The organism is Priestia sp. FW507-14D1A (assembly GCF_058781295.1).
In genome coordinates this window covers 1-17,284 of record NZ_JBYSWQ010000008.1, presented here as the reverse complement: position 1 = coordinate 17,284, position 17,284 = coordinate 1, and the positions used below count along the sequence as shown (strand labels likewise).

The following is a 17,284-nucleotide window of genomic DNA, read 5'->3' as shown; positions in this document are numbered from 1 at the left end:
TCCCAAAACTCCCTTTTCATAGTCTCCCTTTAGTTATACCTTTTGTTATAATAAAATGAAAGCAAACAAGGGGGAAAACAGCATGTCTGAAAAACGTTACAGCGATATGACGACGTATGAACTTCAACAAGAAATTGGGTCTCTTCAAGAAAAAGCACGAAAAGCTGAACAGCTTGGCATGGTCAATGAGTATGCAGTATTAGAAAGAAAAGTAACAATGGCTAGGTCGTATTTATTGGATCCCGAAACGTTTAAAGCAGGGGAAGTATATGAAATTCAAGGAGATCCGGGTTCATATTTTAAAATTGATTATATGAACGGAGTTTTTGCGTGGGGATTTAGGCTTGGCTCACCGCATAACGAAGAGGCATTGCCTATTTCCATGTTGAAAAAATAACGGGATGAACAAGCAGCACGAAGTGTGCTGCTTGCTTGATTTCTATATTCACTCTATTTTTAAACGTAAAGCAAGCGGTTATTCTTCACGCTCATTAGAAGCATGCATACGTTCTTGAGGATGCGTGTTAATCGTTCCATTTGCACGTTTTGAAGCGTACTCAGCTTTTGCTCGAGGTTCGCCTTCAAGCTTAGTATGATGTTGGTTTGTAAAATCTTTTGCTTTATTGCGCATCGATACCTCTCCTTTTACAACAGAAAGCGTTGCGGTTATGATATAGTACATGAGGGAGTGAATAACTCCGCATTTATAGTGTAAGTTAAAAGTGCAAACATACTCATAAAGAATTTTGGTAATCGAGGTGTCCTTATGAACGATATATTTGAAAGATTAACGAATCAGCTCTTAAATAAAAACAGTTCGCTCTCATATGCTCAAGCACGCACGTGGGTCGAGCTTTTCTGGGAAGATTTTGAGTCATCTTACGCAAAAGCCGGATATGATTATAAAGGGAAAGAAGCGACGGAAAAGGTTGTTACGATGTATATTAACAGCTACGGTGATAAGCTTCATGAAATCGCGGTCAAAAACCCTAAATATCAGCATTTGTTGAATAACGATGACTATTTAAAACATTAAATAAAAACGAACCGTCTTGAGCAGACGGTTCGTTTTTGGGTTGCATATTTGTTCTTGTTATGATTAGTGCGGGAGATAATCAAGCTTTTTACGCAATTTTTTCTCACTGAAAATCCAACCTGTGTACGAACAAATGATATTTAAATCATAATCAAGCTGGACCACGGCTACAAATGGATAGTAATCCTTGCTGCGGTAGCGTAAATCAATAAAGCGCACTTCAATGTGGTCGTTATATTCATCCAGTTCCCATCTATAAATAGGTGAAAATGAAAGAAAAGCAGATAAATTTTCATCTTTTTTCGCTACTTCAATTACGGCTGATTCGGGAATTGGAACTTTATCAAACGTATCATAAATAAAAATTTCTTCTCCGATTGCTCTTCCTACATGAAAATACTTTTCGGTCGTCACAGCTAAGTGCCAGTGAGTGAAACGCATTGTAGGAGAGATATTGAGCTTGATAACATCAGGAAACTGTTTTCGAAGCTTCTTGGCAATTTGGTGGCGCATATAAAAGCGCAATCCATAGTAAAACGCCAATAACACATACAGCGTAATAAATGTTGGTCCTGGCTCTGCTCCAATAAACCAGATTAAAATCGCGAGTACGTGAGCTGAGAAAATCACGTAATCAAACGTGTTGATTACGCCAAGCGCAATCCATTTATTTGTGAAAGGCCGTAAAGCTTGCGTACCATAAGCGTTAAAGATATCAACAAAAACGTGAATAATGACGCCTGCAAAGGTCCACATCCAGAGATGCAGCAAGTTAGCTCCTGGCAGCAGAAGCGAAAGAATGAGCACGATAAGCAAAGGCCATAAAATAACAGCCGGGATAGAATGTGTAATTCCACGGTGATTGCGGATATACTGTGCATTGTTTCGCAACTTTAAAACAGTGTCTAAATCAGGTGCTAATGACCCGGCCATTACGCCAATCATTACAGCATCCATTGTGGCTGTATTCGCAGATACAGTGGGGTCTAATGTTGCAAGGCCGCCTAAAGCGATTCCCATTGCAATGTGTGTACCAGTATCCAGAGCGAACTCCTCCTTTGTAAAATGACAATCTTAGAGTATCCTAATTCAGCATGGAAGCCTTAATTTAGGGCGAAAAATTTCGCTTTATTACTAACGCAGCAAATTAGCTGTTTTTATTCATTATTTGAACAATTCATTTTACTATTCATATTTGTAGTTGTTATAAGGTTATCATAAAGTTACTAAGATTCAAAAAGCAACACATTGTATATGTATAGTTAATACCTCGGAGGCTATGACGTGAAACAAAGTAAAGATATTGTACAAAATTTCGATATTCGAGCATTTCAAGATGACTTAATCTCTTGGTTTGAACAGGAACAGCGCATTTTACCTTGGCGTCAAGATCAGGACCCTTATAAAGTGTGGGTATCTGAAATTATGCTTCAACAAACGAGAGTAGATACGGTCATTCCGTATTTTAATAATTTTATTAGTAAATTTCCCACTATCAAAGATTTAGCTTATGCGAATGAAGATGATGTGTTAAAAGCATGGGAAGGGTTAGGCTATTATTCCCGTGCCCGTAATTTACAAACCGCCGTTCGAGAAGTTCACGAACAATACGGGGGAGAAGTTCCAAATACGCCAGCAGAAATCTCCAAACTAAAAGGAGTAGGCCCTTATACAACAGGAGCCATTTTAAGTATTGCATACGGAGTGCCGCAGCCTGCTGTAGATGGAAATGTCATGCGTGTGCTATCGCGCATTTTATCCGTTTGGGATGATATTGCAAAACCGAAAACAAGAAAGCTGTTTGAAGATATCGTGCATGAAATTATTTCAAAAGATAATCCTTCCTATTTCAATCAGGGCATGATGGAACTTGGTGCCATTGTCTGTACACCAACTTCTCCTTCCTGTTTGTTATGTCCAGTTCGCGAACACTGCCGCGCGTTTGAAGAAGGAGTGCAGAATGAGCTTCCTGTCAAATCAAAGAAAAAAGCGCCGCGTGCTCTTCAGCTTGCTGCAGCGGTGATTAGAGACGAGGAAGGAAATTATCTGATTCATAAACGTCCAAGCAAAGGACTTTTAGCTAACCTATGGGAATTTCCAAATATAGAAGTAGATCTTAGTATAGCGCCAGATCATCAGCAGCTTCAGGCATTTATTCAAAATGAGTACGGAGCCGATATTAAAATTCATGCGCCGTTTACCACAATTCAGCACGTGTTTTCTCATATCGTCTGGAACATCACAGTATATGAAGCAGAGCTTGCAAGTGATATCAGTGCATTAAAAAATTTGAAAGTAGTTTCTGAAAAAGATTTAGAACAATATGCATTTCCTGTTTCCCATCAAAAAATCTTAAAAGAATATGTACTTGTTAAATAAAAGAAGCGTGGATAAACTCCGCGCTTCTTTTTATTTAATCATATGATACATGCGTGCCGTGTGTATAATCTGCTTCGTGGCGCTGTAGCCCGCCCCGTGCTTCAATTTCTTTAATAATTTGCTGATGAATACTTTGTCCTTCAGCATTTAAATACGGCGTCATTTGCTGTAAAGAGTGATGGAAAAACGCAAGCTCGCTGTCTTTCCACTCGCTTTTAGAAATCATTGAAAGAGCCGTCATGTCTCTACCTACATACATTCTATTCACCTCATTCATTTCATCAAGTTTTATCTATTTTCTCTATATTACTTGTTTCTTATGCGATAAAATCAGTACAATGTAAAGATAATATGATACATAAGGGAGATGACATCATGTCACAAAAGGTAGCACTAGTTACGGGAAGCAGCAGAGGTATTGGTAAAGAAATTGCCTTACGTCTGGCTAAAGAAGGATACGATATTGTATTAAACTATGCACGAAGCAAAAGTGCAGCGCAGGAAGTAGCAGAAGAAATCAAAGCGCTAGGCAGAGAAGCATTAGTTGTTAAAGCAAACGTAGGAAAAGTAGAAAAAATTAAAGAAATGTTTGAGCAAATTGATGAAGTATTCGGTCGCTTAGACGTATTTGTAAGTAATGCAGCGTCAGGAGTTCTACGTCCTATTATGGAATTGGAAGAAACTCACTGGAACTGGACAATGGATATTAACAGCAAAGGATATTTATTCTGTGCACAAGAAGCGGCTAAACGTATGGAAAAAGTAGGCGGAGGAAAGATTGTTACCATCAGTTCGCTTGGGTCTATTCGCTACTTAGAAAATTATACAACAGTAGGCGTGTCAAAAGCTGCTGTAGAAGCGTTGACCCGCTATTTAGCAGTGGAGCTTGCTCCAAAGAATATTGTGGTAAATGCTGTCTCTGGAGGGGCTGTGGATACAGAGGCATTAAAACATTTCCCAAATCGCGATGAGCTTCTAGATGATGCACGCAAGCATACTCCAGCTGGTCGTATGGTGGAGCCAAAAGACATGGTAGATGCAGTTATGTTCTTAGTGTCCGATCAAGCAAATATGATTTGCGGTCAAACGCTTATTATTGACGGAGGGCGTTCACTTTTAATGTAAGGTAAATGTGTTTTGTGCTCGCGCCTTAAAATACTGAAAAAAGTTTGCATACCCTATTTACCTCCCGGGCATATTAATTTTCGTGGAGGTGATTACAATGGCAAAACAAACAAACAAAACAGCATCTGGTACAAGCACACAACACGTGAAACAACAAAATGCTCAAGCATCTAAAAACAACTTCGGTACTGAATTTGCTAGCGAAACAAGTGCTCAAGAAGTGAGACAACAAAACGCACAAGCTCAAGCAAAGAAAAACCAAAACTCTGGTAAATACCAAGGTTAATACCAAAAGCGAACTTAACGTCTTTCATACGGCGATGTTAAGTTCGCTTTTTCTTATATAAAAAGCAACAAAGTATGACAAAACTTCTTGAAACTTTACACAACTCGTCAAAGGAATCTGTCTCACCTAAACAGAATGTTAACAGAAGTGCCGCGTGTATGGTTAAGGCAAATAGGGAGGAGCTATCGTATGAAAAAATTTGATCAGCTAGTGACTCAACAATTGGAGACCATGGATCAACTTCTGTTTTTGCAGTCTGAGATTGAGCGCTGTCAGGAAATCGAAGGTGAACTAATAAAACTTCATGAAGAAGCAAAACTTCATTCTGTGCAAGATGAAATTAGTGAAATGAAGCTAAAATTAAAAGAGATTCAATTGACGTTTGAAGCACAAACCGAAGACATTATTCGTACATATAAAAGTGAAGGGGCTTGCTCTACACTTGCTTAATGAACATTGATGTGTCACTTCCTCTCTTTTTTAAGGCTGCCAAGCAAAGGAAAAGTAGGGGGAGTGGCTTTTTTGAACTCAAGAAGGTTAGCACATTTGTGTTAAAATGAGAGAGAAACCGTTATAATAAACATAAGACAAATGGAGACGTTATATGAATTTTTTTAAGTGCTAAAATGAAAGTAGGTATTGGAGATGGGAATTCCGGTGGAAGGAGAAACAATTCAAATACACAGCTACAAGCATAATGGACATATTCATCGCGTGTGGGATCGGACAACCGTATTAAAAGCAACCAATAACTTAGTGATTGGAGGAAATGATCGTACGATCGTTACAGAATCAGATGGACGAACATGGGTCACAAGAGAGCCTGCAATTTGTTATTTTCATGCTCAGCAGTGGTTTAACGTCATTGGGATGATCCGTGAAGATGGAATTTATTATTACTGCAATATCAGTTCGCCGTTCATTTATGATGACAATGAAGCGCTCAAATATATTGATTATGATTTAGATATCAAAGTCTATCCAGATATGACATACACCCTTCTTGATGAAGATGAATATGAGAAGCATCGAAAAGAAATGAATTATCCAGAAGTGATTGACCGTATTTTACATAATCACGTCGAGGAGTTAAAAGGTTGGATTCGACAGCGAAAAGGCCCGTTTGCTCCAGATTTCATTGACATTTGGTATGAGCGTTTTTTAACATATCGGCATTCTTGATGAATGATCTAGAGAACATTATGTTAGGCCGTCTAAAGCTGACTGTTTGATATAATGTTCTTTTTGGCGTTATGCTCACCATCTTTTAGAAGAGATAAAAGCACTAAAAAATCGACGGGTGTACATATACTAAGAAAGCTTGCCCTCATAGATAGAAAGGGGAGATTTTATGGGAAGTATAAGACGCTACATGAAGTTTGTACAGCCATACAAATGGCAAATTGTCGGCACTGTATTAATTGGTATTATTAAATTTGCTATTCCTTTATTAATTCCGCTGCTTTTGAAATATGTTTTGGACGATATCGTAAATGGACATGGCATGTCCTCCTCTGAAAAAGTTCATAAAATGGTGACGATTATGGGGATTTCGTTTGTTGTATTTTTAGTGTTAAGACCTCCCATTGAATATTACAGGCAGTATTATGCTCAGTGGGTATCGAGCAAAGTACTATATGATATACGGGATCAGCTGTTTAGCCATATTCAAAAGCTTAGCTTGCGTTATTATGCAAATACGCGAGCGGGTGAAGTGATTTCACGAGTCATTAATGATGTAGAGCAAACAAAAAACTTTGTTATCACAGGTTTAATGAACGTATGGCTTGATATGATGACGATTGTAATAGCCATTGTGATTATGTTTACGATGAATGTACCTTTAACACTGGTGTCGATTATTTTGCTGCCGGTTTATGCGTTCTCTGTAAAATATTTTTACAGTCGTCTTCGCCATTTAACACGAGTCCGTTCGCAGGCTTTAGCGGAAGTGCAGGGGCATTTACATGAAAGGGTTCAAGGGATCTCTGTTATTCGCAGCTTTGCTATTGAGCCTCATGAGCAGAAGCAATTTGATAAGCAAAATTCAAATTTTCTACAAAAAGCAATCAATCATACGAATTGGAATGCAAAAACATTTGCAGTAGTGAATACCATTACCGATTTGGCACCTTTAATCGTGATTACATTTGCTGGATATCAAGTCATCACAGAAAGTCTTAGCGTAGGAACGATGGTAGCATTTGTGGCCTATATTGACCGCTTGTATAATCCGCTTCGCCGCTTGGTCAATTCATCGACTACGCTCACGCAGTCTGTTGCATCTATGGACCGGGTGTTTGAGTTCATTGATGAAGAATACGATATTACAGACAAGAAAGATGCAAAAGAATGCACTGAGCTTCATGGAAAGGTGCAGTTTGAGCACGTTTCATTTGCTTATGAAGAAGAAGAAAAACCTGTGATTCATGATATTAATTTAGATGTAGAAAAAGGAAAATCTGTTGCGTTTGTTGGAATGAGCGGAGGAGGGAAATCCACGCTTATCAGCTTAATTCCGCGCTTTTATGATGTGACAGAGGGTAAAATTCTCATTGATGACATTGATATCAAAACCTATAAAGTACGTAGCCTGCGAGATAAGATTGGAATCGTCCTGCAGGATACGGTGTTGTTTAGTGACACGGTTAAAAACAATATACTGCTTGGAAAGCCAGGAGCGACAGATGAAGAAGTAATTGCTGCGGCAAAAGCCGCAAATGCCCACGATTTTATTATGAATTTGCCCGAAGGATATGATACAAAAGTGGGAGAGCGGGGAATGAAGCTATCAGGGGGACAGAAGCAGCGTATTTCCATTTCGCGCGTATTTTTAAAAAATCCAGCTATTCTTATTTTTGATGAAGCCACTTCAGCTCTAGATTTGGAAAGTGAGCACTATATTCAAGAAGCATTAGCTGAACTAGCAAAAGACCGTACGACTTTCATTGTAGCCCATCGTTTATCTACAATTACTCATGTTGATGAAATTGTACTTTTAGAAAATGGAAGAGTAGTCGAACGAGGTTCTCATGAGGAGTTAATTAAGAAAAAAGGTCATTACTATCAGCTCTTTAACGTTCAGCAGCTTGATACAATTTAAAAACACCACCTATTGTCTAACAATAGGTGGTGTTTTTAATCTTCTTGTCGCTGATGATTAATATCAAATGAGTTAGCATCTTTGTGATAGTTTTGGAACGTATCAATCAGCTTATCAAGATGCTCTAACTCTTCACTATACTCAATGATGACAGAAATTAAAGGGAAGATATGATAAATAACCTTATTCTCTTCATCATTATCGTATATTTTGTACTGCATAAATTTATCGATTAAAGCTCGTTTTCCAACGCAGGCTTCGTTTGGTACAGTAGTGGTTGGCTGTACGCGTAATTTCCCAATGAATTTTAATAATACTTGCTCATGATACATTAACAGGCACTCAACTTCAGATTTGATTAAATCTTGAAATTGCTGCGGCATGACTTGAAGATCATTTTCTACTCGGTGAAGTAGTTTCAAGGTTGTAAGAGCTCGTGTTGTTACGGTAATCATTTGACGAAATAAAACGAGCTTGCGTGACTTAACAAAACGTTTTTTGGTTGAATAAGTGCGTTCTTCTTTGTAAAAATCAAAGATTTGATTCATTTTAGCCACATTGTCTTTCATTTTTTCAATGTCTTCTTTTAACAATGTGTGCTCAGATGCGTGATAAAGATTCATACGAATCCATTTAATAATTTCTTCCGTTGTGCTTACAATTTTATAATACAATCTTGTTTCATACTTTGGCGGAATAAAAATAAGATTGACAATAAATGCTGAGAATACCCCAAGTAACACTGTACCAAAGCGTATAAGTGCATATTCAACGAAATTATCTCCTGGATTTTCCATGATCGCAATTACTGTCACAAGCGCAAGCCCAATTGTATTATTAATACGTAATTTTAAGTTGACTGCAATGACAACAACAGCGGTAAAACCAATAATGATGGGATGGGTACCAAAAATAAGTCCAAAACAAACTGCAGAAGCAGCTCCAATCACATTCGCCTGTATTTGCTCCAATATTGTTAAATAAGATCTGTAAATAGACGGTTGAATTGCAAAAACTGCCGCAATTGCCGCAAATATTGGAGATGGTAAACTTAGAAATTCACCTAATAACAATGAAAGTGTAATGGCAATTCCCGTTTTTAAGATGCGGGCACCAAGTTTCATGTGCGTTCGTAGTTCCTTTCTGTAGAAAAGTTTTTTCGTTATGAAGAATGTTCCCCAAAACAAATGATAAATTGCAAAAATCAATCCTTCTTTATTACATAACCTGTTGGAAATAATATAAACAATAACATACTATACAAGGTTTAAGAATGGATATCAAGAGAAAACAAGCAGAAAAATAAGGGTATTTCTCGGGATTTTTCGACAGGCTGACAAAAAGGAGATGACGCGTAAGAAATGGTTATGAAAGGTGGGAATGTTCTATAAGGAAACCCAAAGGTAAAACGAAAAAGAGGTCGAGACATAACGAAATAAATCCAATCCAAAGACCAACAAATGGGATACATGAGCTGAATGGCTTGTGACACAGCAGTTGATTTCCGCAGGAGTCTTCGACTTGTCCTCCAATCAGCTGCTAGAAAGACCTATACACATGAAACCTACGTTTACCCTAACAAAAAAAACGAACCACTAATCAAACATCTTGATCAATGGTTCGTTTTTCACTTCGTCTAAAATCCTTTTATCGCAGCCTTTTTAGAATAAGAATTAGCGTTCTTCACTTAATTGTTTAAATGCTTTTTCGACTGCTTCTAATGTGTCGGTAATATCTTGTTCTGTATGAGCTGTAGTAAGGAACCATGCTTCATATTTCGAAGGAGCTAAGTTGACACCTTGGTGGAGCATTAGTTTAAAGAAGCGTGCAAATAATTCGCCGTCTGTATTTTCTGCTTGTTCATAGTTTTTGACCGTTTCTGTTGTAAAGTAGACAGTAAGAGCGCCTTTCAATCGATTGATAGTGATAGGCATGTTATATGTACGAGCATGTTTTAAAATACCTTCTTCGAGCATCGCCCCTAGCTTATCCAACTGTTCATAAACACCTTCTTGCTTTAGTACTTCTAGGCAAGCAATCCCAGAAAGAATAGAAGCTGGGTTTCCTGCCATTGTACCTGCTTGATAAGCTGGTCCAAGCGGCGCTACTTTTTCCATGATTTCTTTTTTACCGCCGTAAGCCCCGATTGGAAGGCCGCCGCCGATGATTTTTCCAAATGCAGTGAGATCAGGTTTTACACCAAGTAAATCTTGAGCTCCACCGTACATAAAGCGAAACGCTGTAATAACTTCGTCGTAAATAACAAGTGCTCCAGCTTCGTGAGTTAATTCATTAATTTGTTCTAAAAAGCCAGGTTCCGGCTCAACAATTCCGAAGTTTCCAACGATTGGTTCTACTAAAACAGCCGCAATTTGATCGCCCCATTTTTCTAATGCTTCCTTGTAAGGCTCGATGTCGTTAAAAGGAACTGTGATGACTTCGTTAGCGATACTTTTTGGTACACCAGCAGAGTCAGGAGTGCCGAGTGTAGAAGGACCAGATCCAGCTGCTACTAACACAAGGTCAGAATGGCCGTGGTAGCAACCTGCAAATTTAATAATTTTATCGCGTCCAGTATAAGCGCGCGCTACACGGATCGTTGTCATAACGGCTTCTGTCCCAGAGTTGACGAAGCGCACTTTATCTAATGCGGGCATCGCTTCTTTGAGCATTTTAGCAAATGTGACTTCATGAGCAGTTGGAGTACCGTAAAGAACACCTGTTTCAGCTGCTTTTGTAATAGCTTTCGTGATATGAGGATGAGCGTGTCCTGTAATAATAGGACCATAAGCTGCTAAATAGTCAATATATTTATTTCCATCAACGTCCCAGAAATAAGCTCCGCTTGCCTTCTCCATTGCAACAGGCGCTCCGCCTCCTACGGCTTTATATGAACGTGAAGGGCTGTTAACGCCGCCTACAATATGTTCGAGCGCTTCAGCGTGTAATTGTTCTGATTTTGTGAATTGCATAGTATGCCTCCTAATGAAAAGTTCAACTTCTTTATTCTATCAAACTTATTTGTTTCTTGAAAAACATTCGAGAACGTGTATGATAGAAATTTGTGAGCTAACTGCTAGAAAATAGTTCTTCGTCTCTTGGAGGAGTTGCTAGCAAGGGCGCCGGAAGCAATAAAAGAAACCACTAATACGTCGACGTAACGGAGGGAATACAATGAAAAATGCTATTGAGGTGAATCAACTTCGGAAAGAATTTAAAGCCTATTCTAGCCGCTCTGGCCTTAAAGGGGCATTCCGGGATTTATTTACCCGTAATTATAGAGTCATGAAAGCTGTGAACGATATTTCGTTTACCGTAAAACAAGGGGAAATGGTAGGGTATATAGGAGAAAACGGAGCGGGGAAATCAACCACAATCAAAATGCTAACAGGGATCTTAACTCCAACTGCAGGCGACATTACCGTAAATGGAATGAACCCTCATAAAGAAAGAGAAAAGTTTGCCCAAACGATTGGGGTAGTTTTTGGTCAACGCTCTCAGCTGTGGTGGGATATTGCCGTACAAGAATCTTTTCGCCTGTTAAAAAAAGTATACAAAGTGTCAGATGAAGATTATAACGCTCATATGGAGCACGTTATTCAAACGTTAGATATCGGGCCGCTGCTAGATAAGCCGGTGCGAAAGCTTTCTTTAGGTCAAAGAATGCGCTGTGAGCTGGCTGCTGCTCTCATTCATAATCCGCCGCTTCTATTTTTAGATGAACCGACGATTGGTTTAGATGTACTAGTTAAATTAAAAATCCGCCAATTTTTAAAAGAAATTAATGAAAAATACAACACGACGATTTTGCTTACAACACATGATTTAGCAGATATTGAAGCTTTATGTGAACGCGTTGTAATGCTGGATGAAGGCAGTATTATTTATGATGGATCGCTGCAAAAGCTGCGTTCGAACTGGGGCGACCTTAAGCAGATTACGTTTGAATTTGGGACTGCGCCAAATAAAGAGCAGTTGAAGCTATTGACGCAAGGAATGCCTGTTAACTGGATTGAAGGTGATCAAAAATATTTGTGGACAGCGCAGCTTCAAAATAAAGGAGACTTAATGTCGCAGCTGATTGCTAAAGTGGTGGCAAAGCATGAAATCAGCGATATTAACATTGAAGAAATTTCAACGGAAGAAATTATCCGCAACATTTATGAAGAAGGTGTTGTGAATGGATAAATATATAGAGATGATACGCATTCGCTTTTTAATGATGCTGGCGTATCGGACGAATTATTACAGCGGAATATTGATTTATGCAATTAATATTGGTGCTTACTATTTTTTATGGTCCGCTATTTATGGAGGAAAAGAGAATATTCAAGGTTTATCCATTACTCAAATGACAACGTATGTAGCCGTTTCATGGATGGCCAGAGCCTTTTACTTTAATAACATTGACCGTGAAATGGCAACGGAAATTAAAGATGGCAAAGTGGCTGTAGAGTTAATTAAACCATACAGCTACCTTGGTATGAAAACGATGCAAGGACTGGGAGAAGGGATTTTTCGAGTGCTGTTTTTCTCAGTGCCCGGCATGATTATTGTCGCGTTTTTATTTCCAGTACAGTTCTCAGCAAATGCAGCAACATGGCTTTATTTTGGACTGTCTTTAATTTTTAGTTTCATTATCAATACACAAATTAATTTATTAACGGGTATTACGACTTTCTTTCTCTTTAACAATGATGGACTCATTCGAGCGAAGCGCGTTGTTATTGATTTGTTTTCAGGACTTCTTCTGCCCATCAGTTTCTATCCTTTCTGGGCGCAACATATTATGAGCTATTTCCCTTTTCAAGCCATTAGTTATATTCCGAGCATGATTTTCACAAATGGATTTAAAGGGCAGGAAGTAATAAATGCTCTTATCACACAAGCAGTTTGGTCAGGACTTCTATTTATCCCTATTGCATGTTTGTGGAACATAGCGAAGAAAAAAATGGTTATTCAAGGAGGGTAGTCTATGAAAATGTTTTATTTTTCGATTTTCTTTCAGTACATTGGTCAATATATGAAAACAAGGCTTCAGTATCGTACCGACATGGTAGTTGAAATCATATCGGACTTATTATTTCAAGCGGTTAACTTAATTTTTATTTTAGTTGTATTTGGTCATACTCAGTCGCTGCACGGATGGTCACGAGAGGAAATTATCTTTATTTATGGTTTCTTTTTAGTTCCTTTTGCTATTTTTTCGTCTTTCTTTAACATTTGGGATTTCAATGAGCGCTACATTGTTAAGGGAGAAATGGACCGAATTTTAACGCGGCCGATTCATAGTTTGTTTCAAGTTATTTTGGAGCGAATGGAGCTAGAATCATTGTTTGGTGGTGTCACAGGGATTGCCGTAATGGCTTACGCTGCGTCTTCTTTACATCTTCATTTCCAGTGGTATGATGTTTTTATTTTTCTATTATTTATTTTGGGAGGAGCGCTTGTATACGCAGGAATTTTCATCGCCTTAGCAAGCATAGGCTTCTGGTCGGATGCAAGAACTTCTATTATGCCCACTATTTATAATATTGGAAACTACGGAAGGTATCCTGTAGATATTTACAATAATGTCATCCGCTATGTTTTAACGTGGATTCTTCCTTTTGCATTTGTAGGCGTATATCCAGCTGCTTATTTCCTAGGAAGAGCTGAATGGTACGGATATGCATTTTTAACTCCAGTAATGGGAATCATCTTTTTTACAATCTCTATCTTCTTATGGAATACAGGTGTCAAAAAATACAGAGGAGCAGGCAATTAAATGCCTGCTCTTTTTCGTGGCTTGGGAGTAGTAATGAATGGACAAGAACGCGCGTATAGTGGTAGTAGAGTATAAATTAAAGGAGTAGAATGATGGTTATTTTTCTAATCCTCGTTATCGTTGTTTTTGTAATTGGTAGTATGAAGTTTCTCTTTGAAAAAGAACTTGGAGAATTTCATTTTTTCTCAATTGGTCACTTCTTTGTCTTGTTTTATTCATATATTACAGTTTTATTGGGATTTAGCCTTATTTATACAGTGTGTGAGATGGGGAGTATTCCAGTGTTAAGCGGAGGGTTTGAACATGAAGGTCATTATTTTTATACGCTGTTTAACAGCATGTATTTCAGCGCAGCAACGTTATTTTCAGTAGGATACGGAGATATGTATCCGGTTGGAATTGGGAAATTATTTGCAACTTTTGAAGCGTTTATCGGCTATATTATGCCTGCAATCTTCGTGATGCGAACTGTTACCCGCACTTAAACTTGTCATCTTATCTAATATTGGGTACGCTATTCAAAGAAAATGAAAAGCGTAAAGGAGAAGATAAATATGACAGCTGTAGTTGGAGAAAAAGCACCTGATTTTGTATTGATGTCTACAAATGGAGAGCAAGTATCACTAGCGTCGATGAAAGGCAAAAATGTTGTGCTGTATTTTTATCCGAAAGATATGACGCCAGGCTGTACAACAGAAGCCTGTGATTTCAGAGATCAGCATGAAAATTTTGAAGAGCTAGATGCGGTGATTCTAGGAGTGAGCCCGGATCCAATCGACAAACACTATAAGTTTATTGATAAGCACGGCCTTCCATTCTTACTTTTAGCTGATGAAGATCACAGCGTAGCTGAAGAGTACGGAGTATGGACACTGAAAAAAAACTTTGGAAAAGAATATATGGGCATTGAACGCTCCACTTTTATCATTGATAAAGAAGGAATGCTCGTAAAAGAGTATCGCAAGGTTCGAGTGAAAGGGCATGTGGAAGAAGCTTTATCATTTATTAAAGAAAAAATGGCATAAAAACAGGCAGATAACCAGAGCAGTTTTAGTCTTTGAACATACAATATCAGTGTAGGGCATACCTCCTCAGATGTTAATATATTTAAAAGTGTGGATTGATTTCCACACTTCTTTTTTTTACATAAAATATATGAAAAACTTCTACTTATTACATAAAATAGGAATAGGCATCAAGTTGACAAAACGTGGGTAAAACATGTAGACTAATTATAAGAATTATAAAGTAATAATACTTACAGAAGAGGGGTGCATGACGTGTCAAATCATTTACAAGAAGCCCTTGAAACGTTAAAAGGTACTGGCGTTCGTATTACACCACAACGTCATGCTATTTTAGAGTATTTAATCAATTCTATGACACATCCAACAGCAGATGATATTTATAAAGCGCTGGAAGGTAAGTTTCCAAATATGAGTGTAGCAACCGTTTACAATAATTTAAGAGTATTTCGCGAAGTAGGTATTGTAAAGGAACTAACATACGGTGATGCATCAAGCCGGTTTGATTATGTTACAACAGAGCATTATCATGTGATTTGCGAAAGCTGCGGAAAAATTGTGGATTTTCATTATCCTGGTTTAGACGAAGTAGAAAAGCTGGCTGCTCATATTACTGACTTTGATATTAGTCACCACCGAATGGAAATTTACGGAACGTGTCCTGATTGTACGGCTAAAAAAGCGCATTAATAAGCTGATAGTAGTGATACTATCAGCTTTCTTTTTGTTTTTTTCTATTATACTTTTCATCGAATTGTTTTCCTTCAAGAGACCGGTCAAGCGTAAGCGGCTCGTTGCAATACATACACATATCTACGCGCCCTAGCATTTTTGTTTGCTTTTGACATGTAGGGCAGGTTACTTGAACCGCTTTTGTAGAAAGCATGCCAATCCAGAAATAAACGCCGGTACTGGCTACGATGCACAGCAACCCCAAAAGCATAAAAATAGTCATTAGCCAGACTGAAGACCGAAAGAAAATTCCCCCATACATAACAATGAAACCAACAAAGATCAGACTGAGTGCAAACGTGCGAATCTTGTTAATTTTATTTGAATACTTTATCCCCATCAGTATCCCCCCTGTTACCAATATATCATAGAGTGAGACAGTGAATGATGATAAAAATTGAATCTTCGGAAAATTATCGTTGGTTTTTGAGCTTTCTGAATGATTTCCATAATTCTGAGTGGGATATCCGTTATACATCGTATATAATAAAAAAAGAAATCTTAGTCCATAGCCTTTAAAATTTTGAAAAATATTTGTTTATTACAGTTAGGAGAGCTCAAAATGGAAGATGTTTTACGGCCAATATATCAAGAAAGAGCTAGCAATAAAGACACACTAGGTATTTTACTGATTGAAAAAAAGAAATCAGAATCTCCAGTGACGGATAATTTGGATGCTATCTTATTTATTGTGACCAAAACTACAGAAACTTCTCTTTTTATTAAACAATACGAATATGAAAATGAGCGTGCGGCACTTTATATGGCTTCTGAACAGCAAATGAGTGAATGGATTATGAATGGGACGAACCGCCGTATTATTGATTGGATCTTAAATGGTAAAGTGCTATTTGATCGAAACGAATATATGGAAAACTTAAAGAAACGCTTAATTGATTTTCCTAGAGAAGATCGGACAAAGAGAATAGGTGTCGAGTTTGCTAAATTGATTCGGCGATTTAAAGAAGGAAAAGACTTTTATGCGTCTAATCATTATTTAGATGCATTTAATCATGTCATTCATGCTCTTCATCATTTAGCACGACTGTCTGTGTTAGAAAATGGATTTCACCCAGAAGTGACAGTATGGAACCAAGTGAAAAAAATAGAACCTGAAATTCATCGTCTTTACGAAGAGCTAATTATTAGCCAAGAAGAGGTTAGCAAGCGTTTAGAGCTGCTTTTCTTAGCGAGTGAATTTCTAGTAAATAAAAAAACTGAATTGGGTGCCAAGCATCTTGTTCATATTATGAAAAGTGAAAAGCAGGAATGGACGTTTAATGAACTGGTTCATCATCCCGAAATACGCCCTTATGCTATTGATTTAGGAATACTTCTTGAGTTTTTAATTGAAAAAGATATCATTATGGTAAAAAAAGTAGAAACCAAAGGAAAGAGTTTGTACCATAGACACTATGTGGCGAAATGATAGAGAGGATAAAGGGTATCTGATACGGTGCGGTTATGACGTTTAGATACCCTGACATATGACTTTATAGCCTGGATAAAAGGTTTTTCTAAAAAAACACGATTTATTTTAAAAAATCTATTGACGCTTTAAAATATCCGTGGTAAATTTATATACGTCGCCAATGAGCGATACTAAATTTATCAAGAACTTGAAAAAACTTCTTAAAAAAAGTTGTTGACAAGAAAGAGATAAACTGGTAAGATTAAAAAGTCGCTTAAGAGCGGCGGTTGAACTTTGAAAACTGAACAAAGCGACAAACGTCAACGTTAATTTTTATTTTTTAAATTGAGCAAGTCAAACATTTCTTCGGAGAGTTTGATCCTGGCTCAGGATGAACGCTGGCGGCGTGCCTAATACATG

General features: G+C 37.8%; 21 protein-coding genes. 15 read left to right on the top strand and 6 right to left on the bottom strand.

Annotation, left to right across the window (positions count from 1 at the left end):
* The first annotated feature begins 82 nt into the window (after nt 1–82).
* The gene (locus AC3WJG_RS22660; RefSeq protein ID WP_028410121.1) at nt 83–397 is read left to right on the top strand and encodes a YfhH family protein; all 315 of its coding nucleotides are present in this window, start codon (nt 83–85) and stop codon (nt 395–397) included.
* A 78-nt stretch (nt 398–475) separates the two neighbouring features.
* Here the strand turns inward: AC3WJG_RS22660 and AC3WJG_RS22655 are convergent, their stop codons facing one another.
* Nucleotides 476–631, bottom strand: a complete 156-nt coding sequence (locus AC3WJG_RS22655; protein WP_016762865.1) for a small, acid-soluble spore protein K — start codon at nt 629–631, stop codon at nt 476–478.
* A gap of 135 nt (nt 632–766) precedes the next feature.
* Between AC3WJG_RS22655 and AC3WJG_RS22650 the strand changes: the two genes are divergently transcribed.
* Complete coding sequence (locus tag AC3WJG_RS22650; protein ID WP_013055156.1) at nt 767–1,036, top strand: YfhJ family protein; 270 nt, start codon at nt 767–769, stop codon at nt 1,034–1,036.
* Nucleotides 1,037–1,099: 63 nt separating this feature from the next.
* Here AC3WJG_RS22650 and AC3WJG_RS22645 read toward each other — a convergent pair whose 3' ends face one another.
* A complete protein-coding gene (locus AC3WJG_RS22645) occupies nt 1,100–2,080 on the bottom strand; it encodes a metal-dependent hydrolase (RefSeq protein WP_028410120.1) in 981 nt (326 codons plus the stop codon).
* A 240-nt stretch (nt 2,081–2,320) separates the two neighbouring features.
* Here AC3WJG_RS22645 and mutY point away from each other — a divergent pair, with 240 nt between their 5' ends.
* Complete coding sequence (mutY, locus tag AC3WJG_RS22640; protein ID WP_028410119.1) at nt 2,321–3,415, top strand: A/G-specific adenine glycosylase; 1,095 nt, start codon at nt 2,321–2,323, stop codon at nt 3,413–3,415.
* 34 nt (nt 3,416–3,449) lie between these two features.
* Here mutY and yfhS read toward each other — a convergent pair whose 3' ends face one another.
* Nucleotides 3,450–3,674 carry a mother cell protein YfhS gene (yfhS, locus tag AC3WJG_RS22635; protein ID WP_014461827.1) on the bottom strand — a complete coding sequence of 75 codons (225 nt, stop codon included), beginning with the start codon at nt 3,672–3,674 and terminating at the stop codon, nt 3,450–3,452.
* A 116-nt stretch (nt 3,675–3,790) separates the two neighbouring features.
* On the opposite strand from yfhS, the gene fabL reads away from it, so the two are divergent.
* The 5 genes from fabL (at nt 3,791) to AC3WJG_RS22610 (ending at nt 7,929) form a co-directional block, all read left to right on the top strand.
* Entirely contained in the window at nt 3,791–4,540 is a 750-nt protein-coding gene (gene fabL / locus AC3WJG_RS22630; RefSeq protein WP_013055160.1) for an enoyl-[acyl-carrier-protein] reductase FabL, read from the top strand.
* Nucleotides 4,541–4,637: 97 nt separating this feature from the next.
* On the top strand, nt 4,638–4,826 hold the full coding sequence (locus AC3WJG_RS22625) for a gamma-type small acid-soluble spore protein (protein ID WP_217599361.1): 189 nt from the start codon (nt 4,638–4,640) through the stop codon (nt 4,824–4,826).
* 189 nt (nt 4,827–5,015) lie between these two features.
* Nucleotides 5,016–5,276, top strand: coding sequence for a YgaB family protein (locus AC3WJG_RS22620; protein ID WP_013081548.1), 261 nt, complete (start codon nt 5,016–5,018; stop codon nt 5,274–5,276).
* A gap of 195 nt (nt 5,277–5,471) precedes the next feature.
* Nucleotides 5,472–6,008: a nucleoside tri-diphosphate phosphatase gene (gene ntdP, locus AC3WJG_RS22615; RefSeq protein ID WP_028410117.1), complete on the top strand. Its 537-nt coding sequence runs from the start codon at nt 5,472–5,474 to the stop codon at nt 6,006–6,008.
* Nucleotides 6,009–6,177: 169 nt separating this feature from the next.
* On the top strand, nt 6,178–7,929 hold the full coding sequence (locus AC3WJG_RS22610; protein ID WP_016762869.1) for an ABC transporter ATP-binding protein: 1,752 nt from the start codon (nt 6,178–6,180) through the stop codon (nt 7,927–7,929).
* Between the two features lie 35 nt (nt 7,930–7,964).
* On the opposite strand, the gene AC3WJG_RS22605 is transcribed toward AC3WJG_RS22610, so the two are convergent.
* Both AC3WJG_RS22605 and AC3WJG_RS22600 read right to left on the bottom strand, forming a co-directional pair.
* Nucleotides 7,965–9,053, bottom strand: a complete 1,089-nt coding sequence (locus tag AC3WJG_RS22605) for an FUSC family protein (protein WP_013081550.1) — start codon at nt 9,051–9,053, stop codon at nt 7,965–7,967.
* A gap of 549 nt (nt 9,054–9,602) precedes the next feature.
* Nucleotides 9,603–10,901: a glutamate-1-semialdehyde 2,1-aminomutase gene (locus AC3WJG_RS22600; protein ID WP_337134571.1), complete on the bottom strand. Its 1,299-nt coding sequence runs from the start codon at nt 10,899–10,901 to the stop codon at nt 9,603–9,605.
* A gap of 202 nt (nt 10,902–11,103) precedes the next feature.
* Here AC3WJG_RS22600 and AC3WJG_RS22595 point away from each other — a divergent pair, with 202 nt between their 5' ends.
* The 6 genes from AC3WJG_RS22595 (at nt 11,104) to perR (ending at nt 15,411) form a co-directional block, all read left to right on the top strand.
* Nucleotides 11,104–12,117 carry an ABC transporter ATP-binding protein gene (locus AC3WJG_RS22595; RefSeq protein WP_028410115.1) on the top strand — a complete coding sequence of 338 codons (1,014 nt, stop codon included), beginning with the start codon at nt 11,104–11,106 and terminating at the stop codon, nt 12,115–12,117.
* Nucleotides 12,110–12,901 carry an ABC transporter permease gene (locus AC3WJG_RS22590; RefSeq protein WP_028410114.1) on the top strand — a complete coding sequence of 264 codons (792 nt, stop codon included), beginning with the start codon at nt 12,110–12,112 and terminating at the stop codon, nt 12,899–12,901. The genes AC3WJG_RS22595 and AC3WJG_RS22590 overlap by 8 nt, the downstream gene beginning before the upstream one ends.
* 9 nt (nt 12,902–12,910) lie before the next feature.
* Nucleotides 12,911–13,696, top strand: coding sequence for an ABC transporter permease (locus AC3WJG_RS22585; protein WP_028410113.1), 786 nt, complete (start codon nt 12,911–12,913; stop codon nt 13,694–13,696).
* Nucleotides 13,697–13,788: 92 nt separating this feature from the next.
* On the top strand, nt 13,789–14,181 hold the full coding sequence (locus tag AC3WJG_RS22580; protein WP_028410112.1) for an ion channel: 393 nt from the start codon (nt 13,789–13,791) through the stop codon (nt 14,179–14,181).
* Nucleotides 14,182–14,250: 69 nt separating this feature from the next.
* Nucleotides 14,251–14,721 carry a thioredoxin-dependent thiol peroxidase gene (gene bcp / locus AC3WJG_RS22575; protein ID WP_060746136.1) on the top strand — a complete coding sequence of 157 codons (471 nt, stop codon included), beginning with the start codon at nt 14,251–14,253 and terminating at the stop codon, nt 14,719–14,721.
* A 255-nt stretch (nt 14,722–14,976) separates the two neighbouring features.
* Nucleotides 14,977–15,411, top strand: a complete 435-nt coding sequence (gene perR / locus AC3WJG_RS22570) for a peroxide-responsive transcriptional repressor PerR (protein ID WP_013055172.1) — start codon at nt 14,977–14,979, stop codon at nt 15,409–15,411.
* Nucleotides 15,412–15,433: 22 nt separating this feature from the next.
* Here perR and AC3WJG_RS22565 read toward each other — a convergent pair whose 3' ends face one another.
* Nucleotides 15,434–15,793 carry a YgzB family protein gene (locus tag AC3WJG_RS22565; protein WP_014461817.1) on the bottom strand — a complete coding sequence of 120 codons (360 nt, stop codon included), beginning with the start codon at nt 15,791–15,793 and terminating at the stop codon, nt 15,434–15,436.
* Between the two features lie 222 nt (nt 15,794–16,015).
* Between AC3WJG_RS22565 and AC3WJG_RS22560 the strand changes: the two genes are divergently transcribed.
* Nucleotides 16,016–16,882: a nucleotidyltransferase-like protein gene (locus AC3WJG_RS22560; protein ID WP_013055174.1), complete on the top strand. Its 867-nt coding sequence runs from the start codon at nt 16,016–16,018 to the stop codon at nt 16,880–16,882.
* Nucleotides 16,883–17,284 lie beyond the last annotated feature (402 nt).

Bases quoted from the DNA above. Each gene is read 5' to 3' on its own strand.
- AC3WJG_RS22650 (WP_013055156.1), top strand. From the start codon at position 767: ATGAACGATATATTTGAAAGATTAACGAATCAGCTCTTAAATAAAAAC.
- AC3WJG_RS22590 (WP_028410114.1), top strand. From the start codon at position 12,110: ATGGATAAATATATAGAGATGATACGCATTCGCTTTTTAATGATGCTG.
- AC3WJG_RS22655 (WP_016762865.1), bottom strand. From the start codon at position 631: ATGCGCAATAAAGCAAAAGATTTTACAAACCAACATCATACTAAGCTT.
- AC3WJG_RS22600 (WP_337134571.1), bottom strand. From the start codon at position 10,901: ATGCAATTCACAAAATCAGAACAATTACACGCTGAAGCGCTCGAACAT.
- yfhS (WP_014461827.1), bottom strand. From the start codon at position 3,674: ATGTATGTAGGTAGAGACATGACGGCTCTTTCAATGATTTCTAAAAGC.
- AC3WJG_RS22585 (WP_028410113.1), top strand. From the start codon at position 12,911: ATGTTTTATTTTTCGATTTTCTTTCAGTACATTGGTCAATATATGAAA.
- ntdP (WP_028410117.1), top strand. From the start codon at position 5,472: ATGGGAATTCCGGTGGAAGGAGAAACAATTCAAATACACAGCTACAAG.
- bcp (WP_060746136.1), top strand. From the start codon at position 14,251: ATGACAGCTGTAGTTGGAGAAAAAGCACCTGATTTTGTATTGATGTCT.
- AC3WJG_RS22560 (WP_013055174.1), top strand. From the start codon at position 16,016: ATGGAAGATGTTTTACGGCCAATATATCAAGAAAGAGCTAGCAATAAA.
- AC3WJG_RS22660 (WP_028410121.1), top strand. From the start codon at position 83: ATGTCTGAAAAACGTTACAGCGATATGACGACGTATGAACTTCAACAA.
- AC3WJG_RS22605 (WP_013081550.1), bottom strand. From the start codon at position 9,053: ATGAAACTTGGTGCCCGCATCTTAAAAACGGGAATTGCCATTACACTT.
- AC3WJG_RS22595 (WP_028410115.1), top strand. From the start codon at position 11,104: ATGAAAAATGCTATTGAGGTGAATCAACTTCGGAAAGAATTTAAAGCC.
- AC3WJG_RS22565 (WP_014461817.1), bottom strand. From the start codon at position 15,793: ATGGGGATAAAGTATTCAAATAAAATTAACAAGATTCGCACGTTTGCA.
- AC3WJG_RS22610 (WP_016762869.1), top strand. From the start codon at position 6,178: ATGGGAAGTATAAGACGCTACATGAAGTTTGTACAGCCATACAAATGG.
- AC3WJG_RS22580 (WP_028410112.1), top strand. From the start codon at position 13,789: ATGGTTATTTTTCTAATCCTCGTTATCGTTGTTTTTGTAATTGGTAGT.
- AC3WJG_RS22620 (WP_013081548.1), top strand. From the start codon at position 5,016: ATGAAAAAATTTGATCAGCTAGTGACTCAACAATTGGAGACCATGGAT.
- fabL (WP_013055160.1), top strand. From the start codon at position 3,791: ATGTCACAAAAGGTAGCACTAGTTACGGGAAGCAGCAGAGGTATTGGT.
- AC3WJG_RS22625 (WP_217599361.1), top strand. From the start codon at position 4,638: ATGGCAAAACAAACAAACAAAACAGCATCTGGTACAAGCACACAACAC.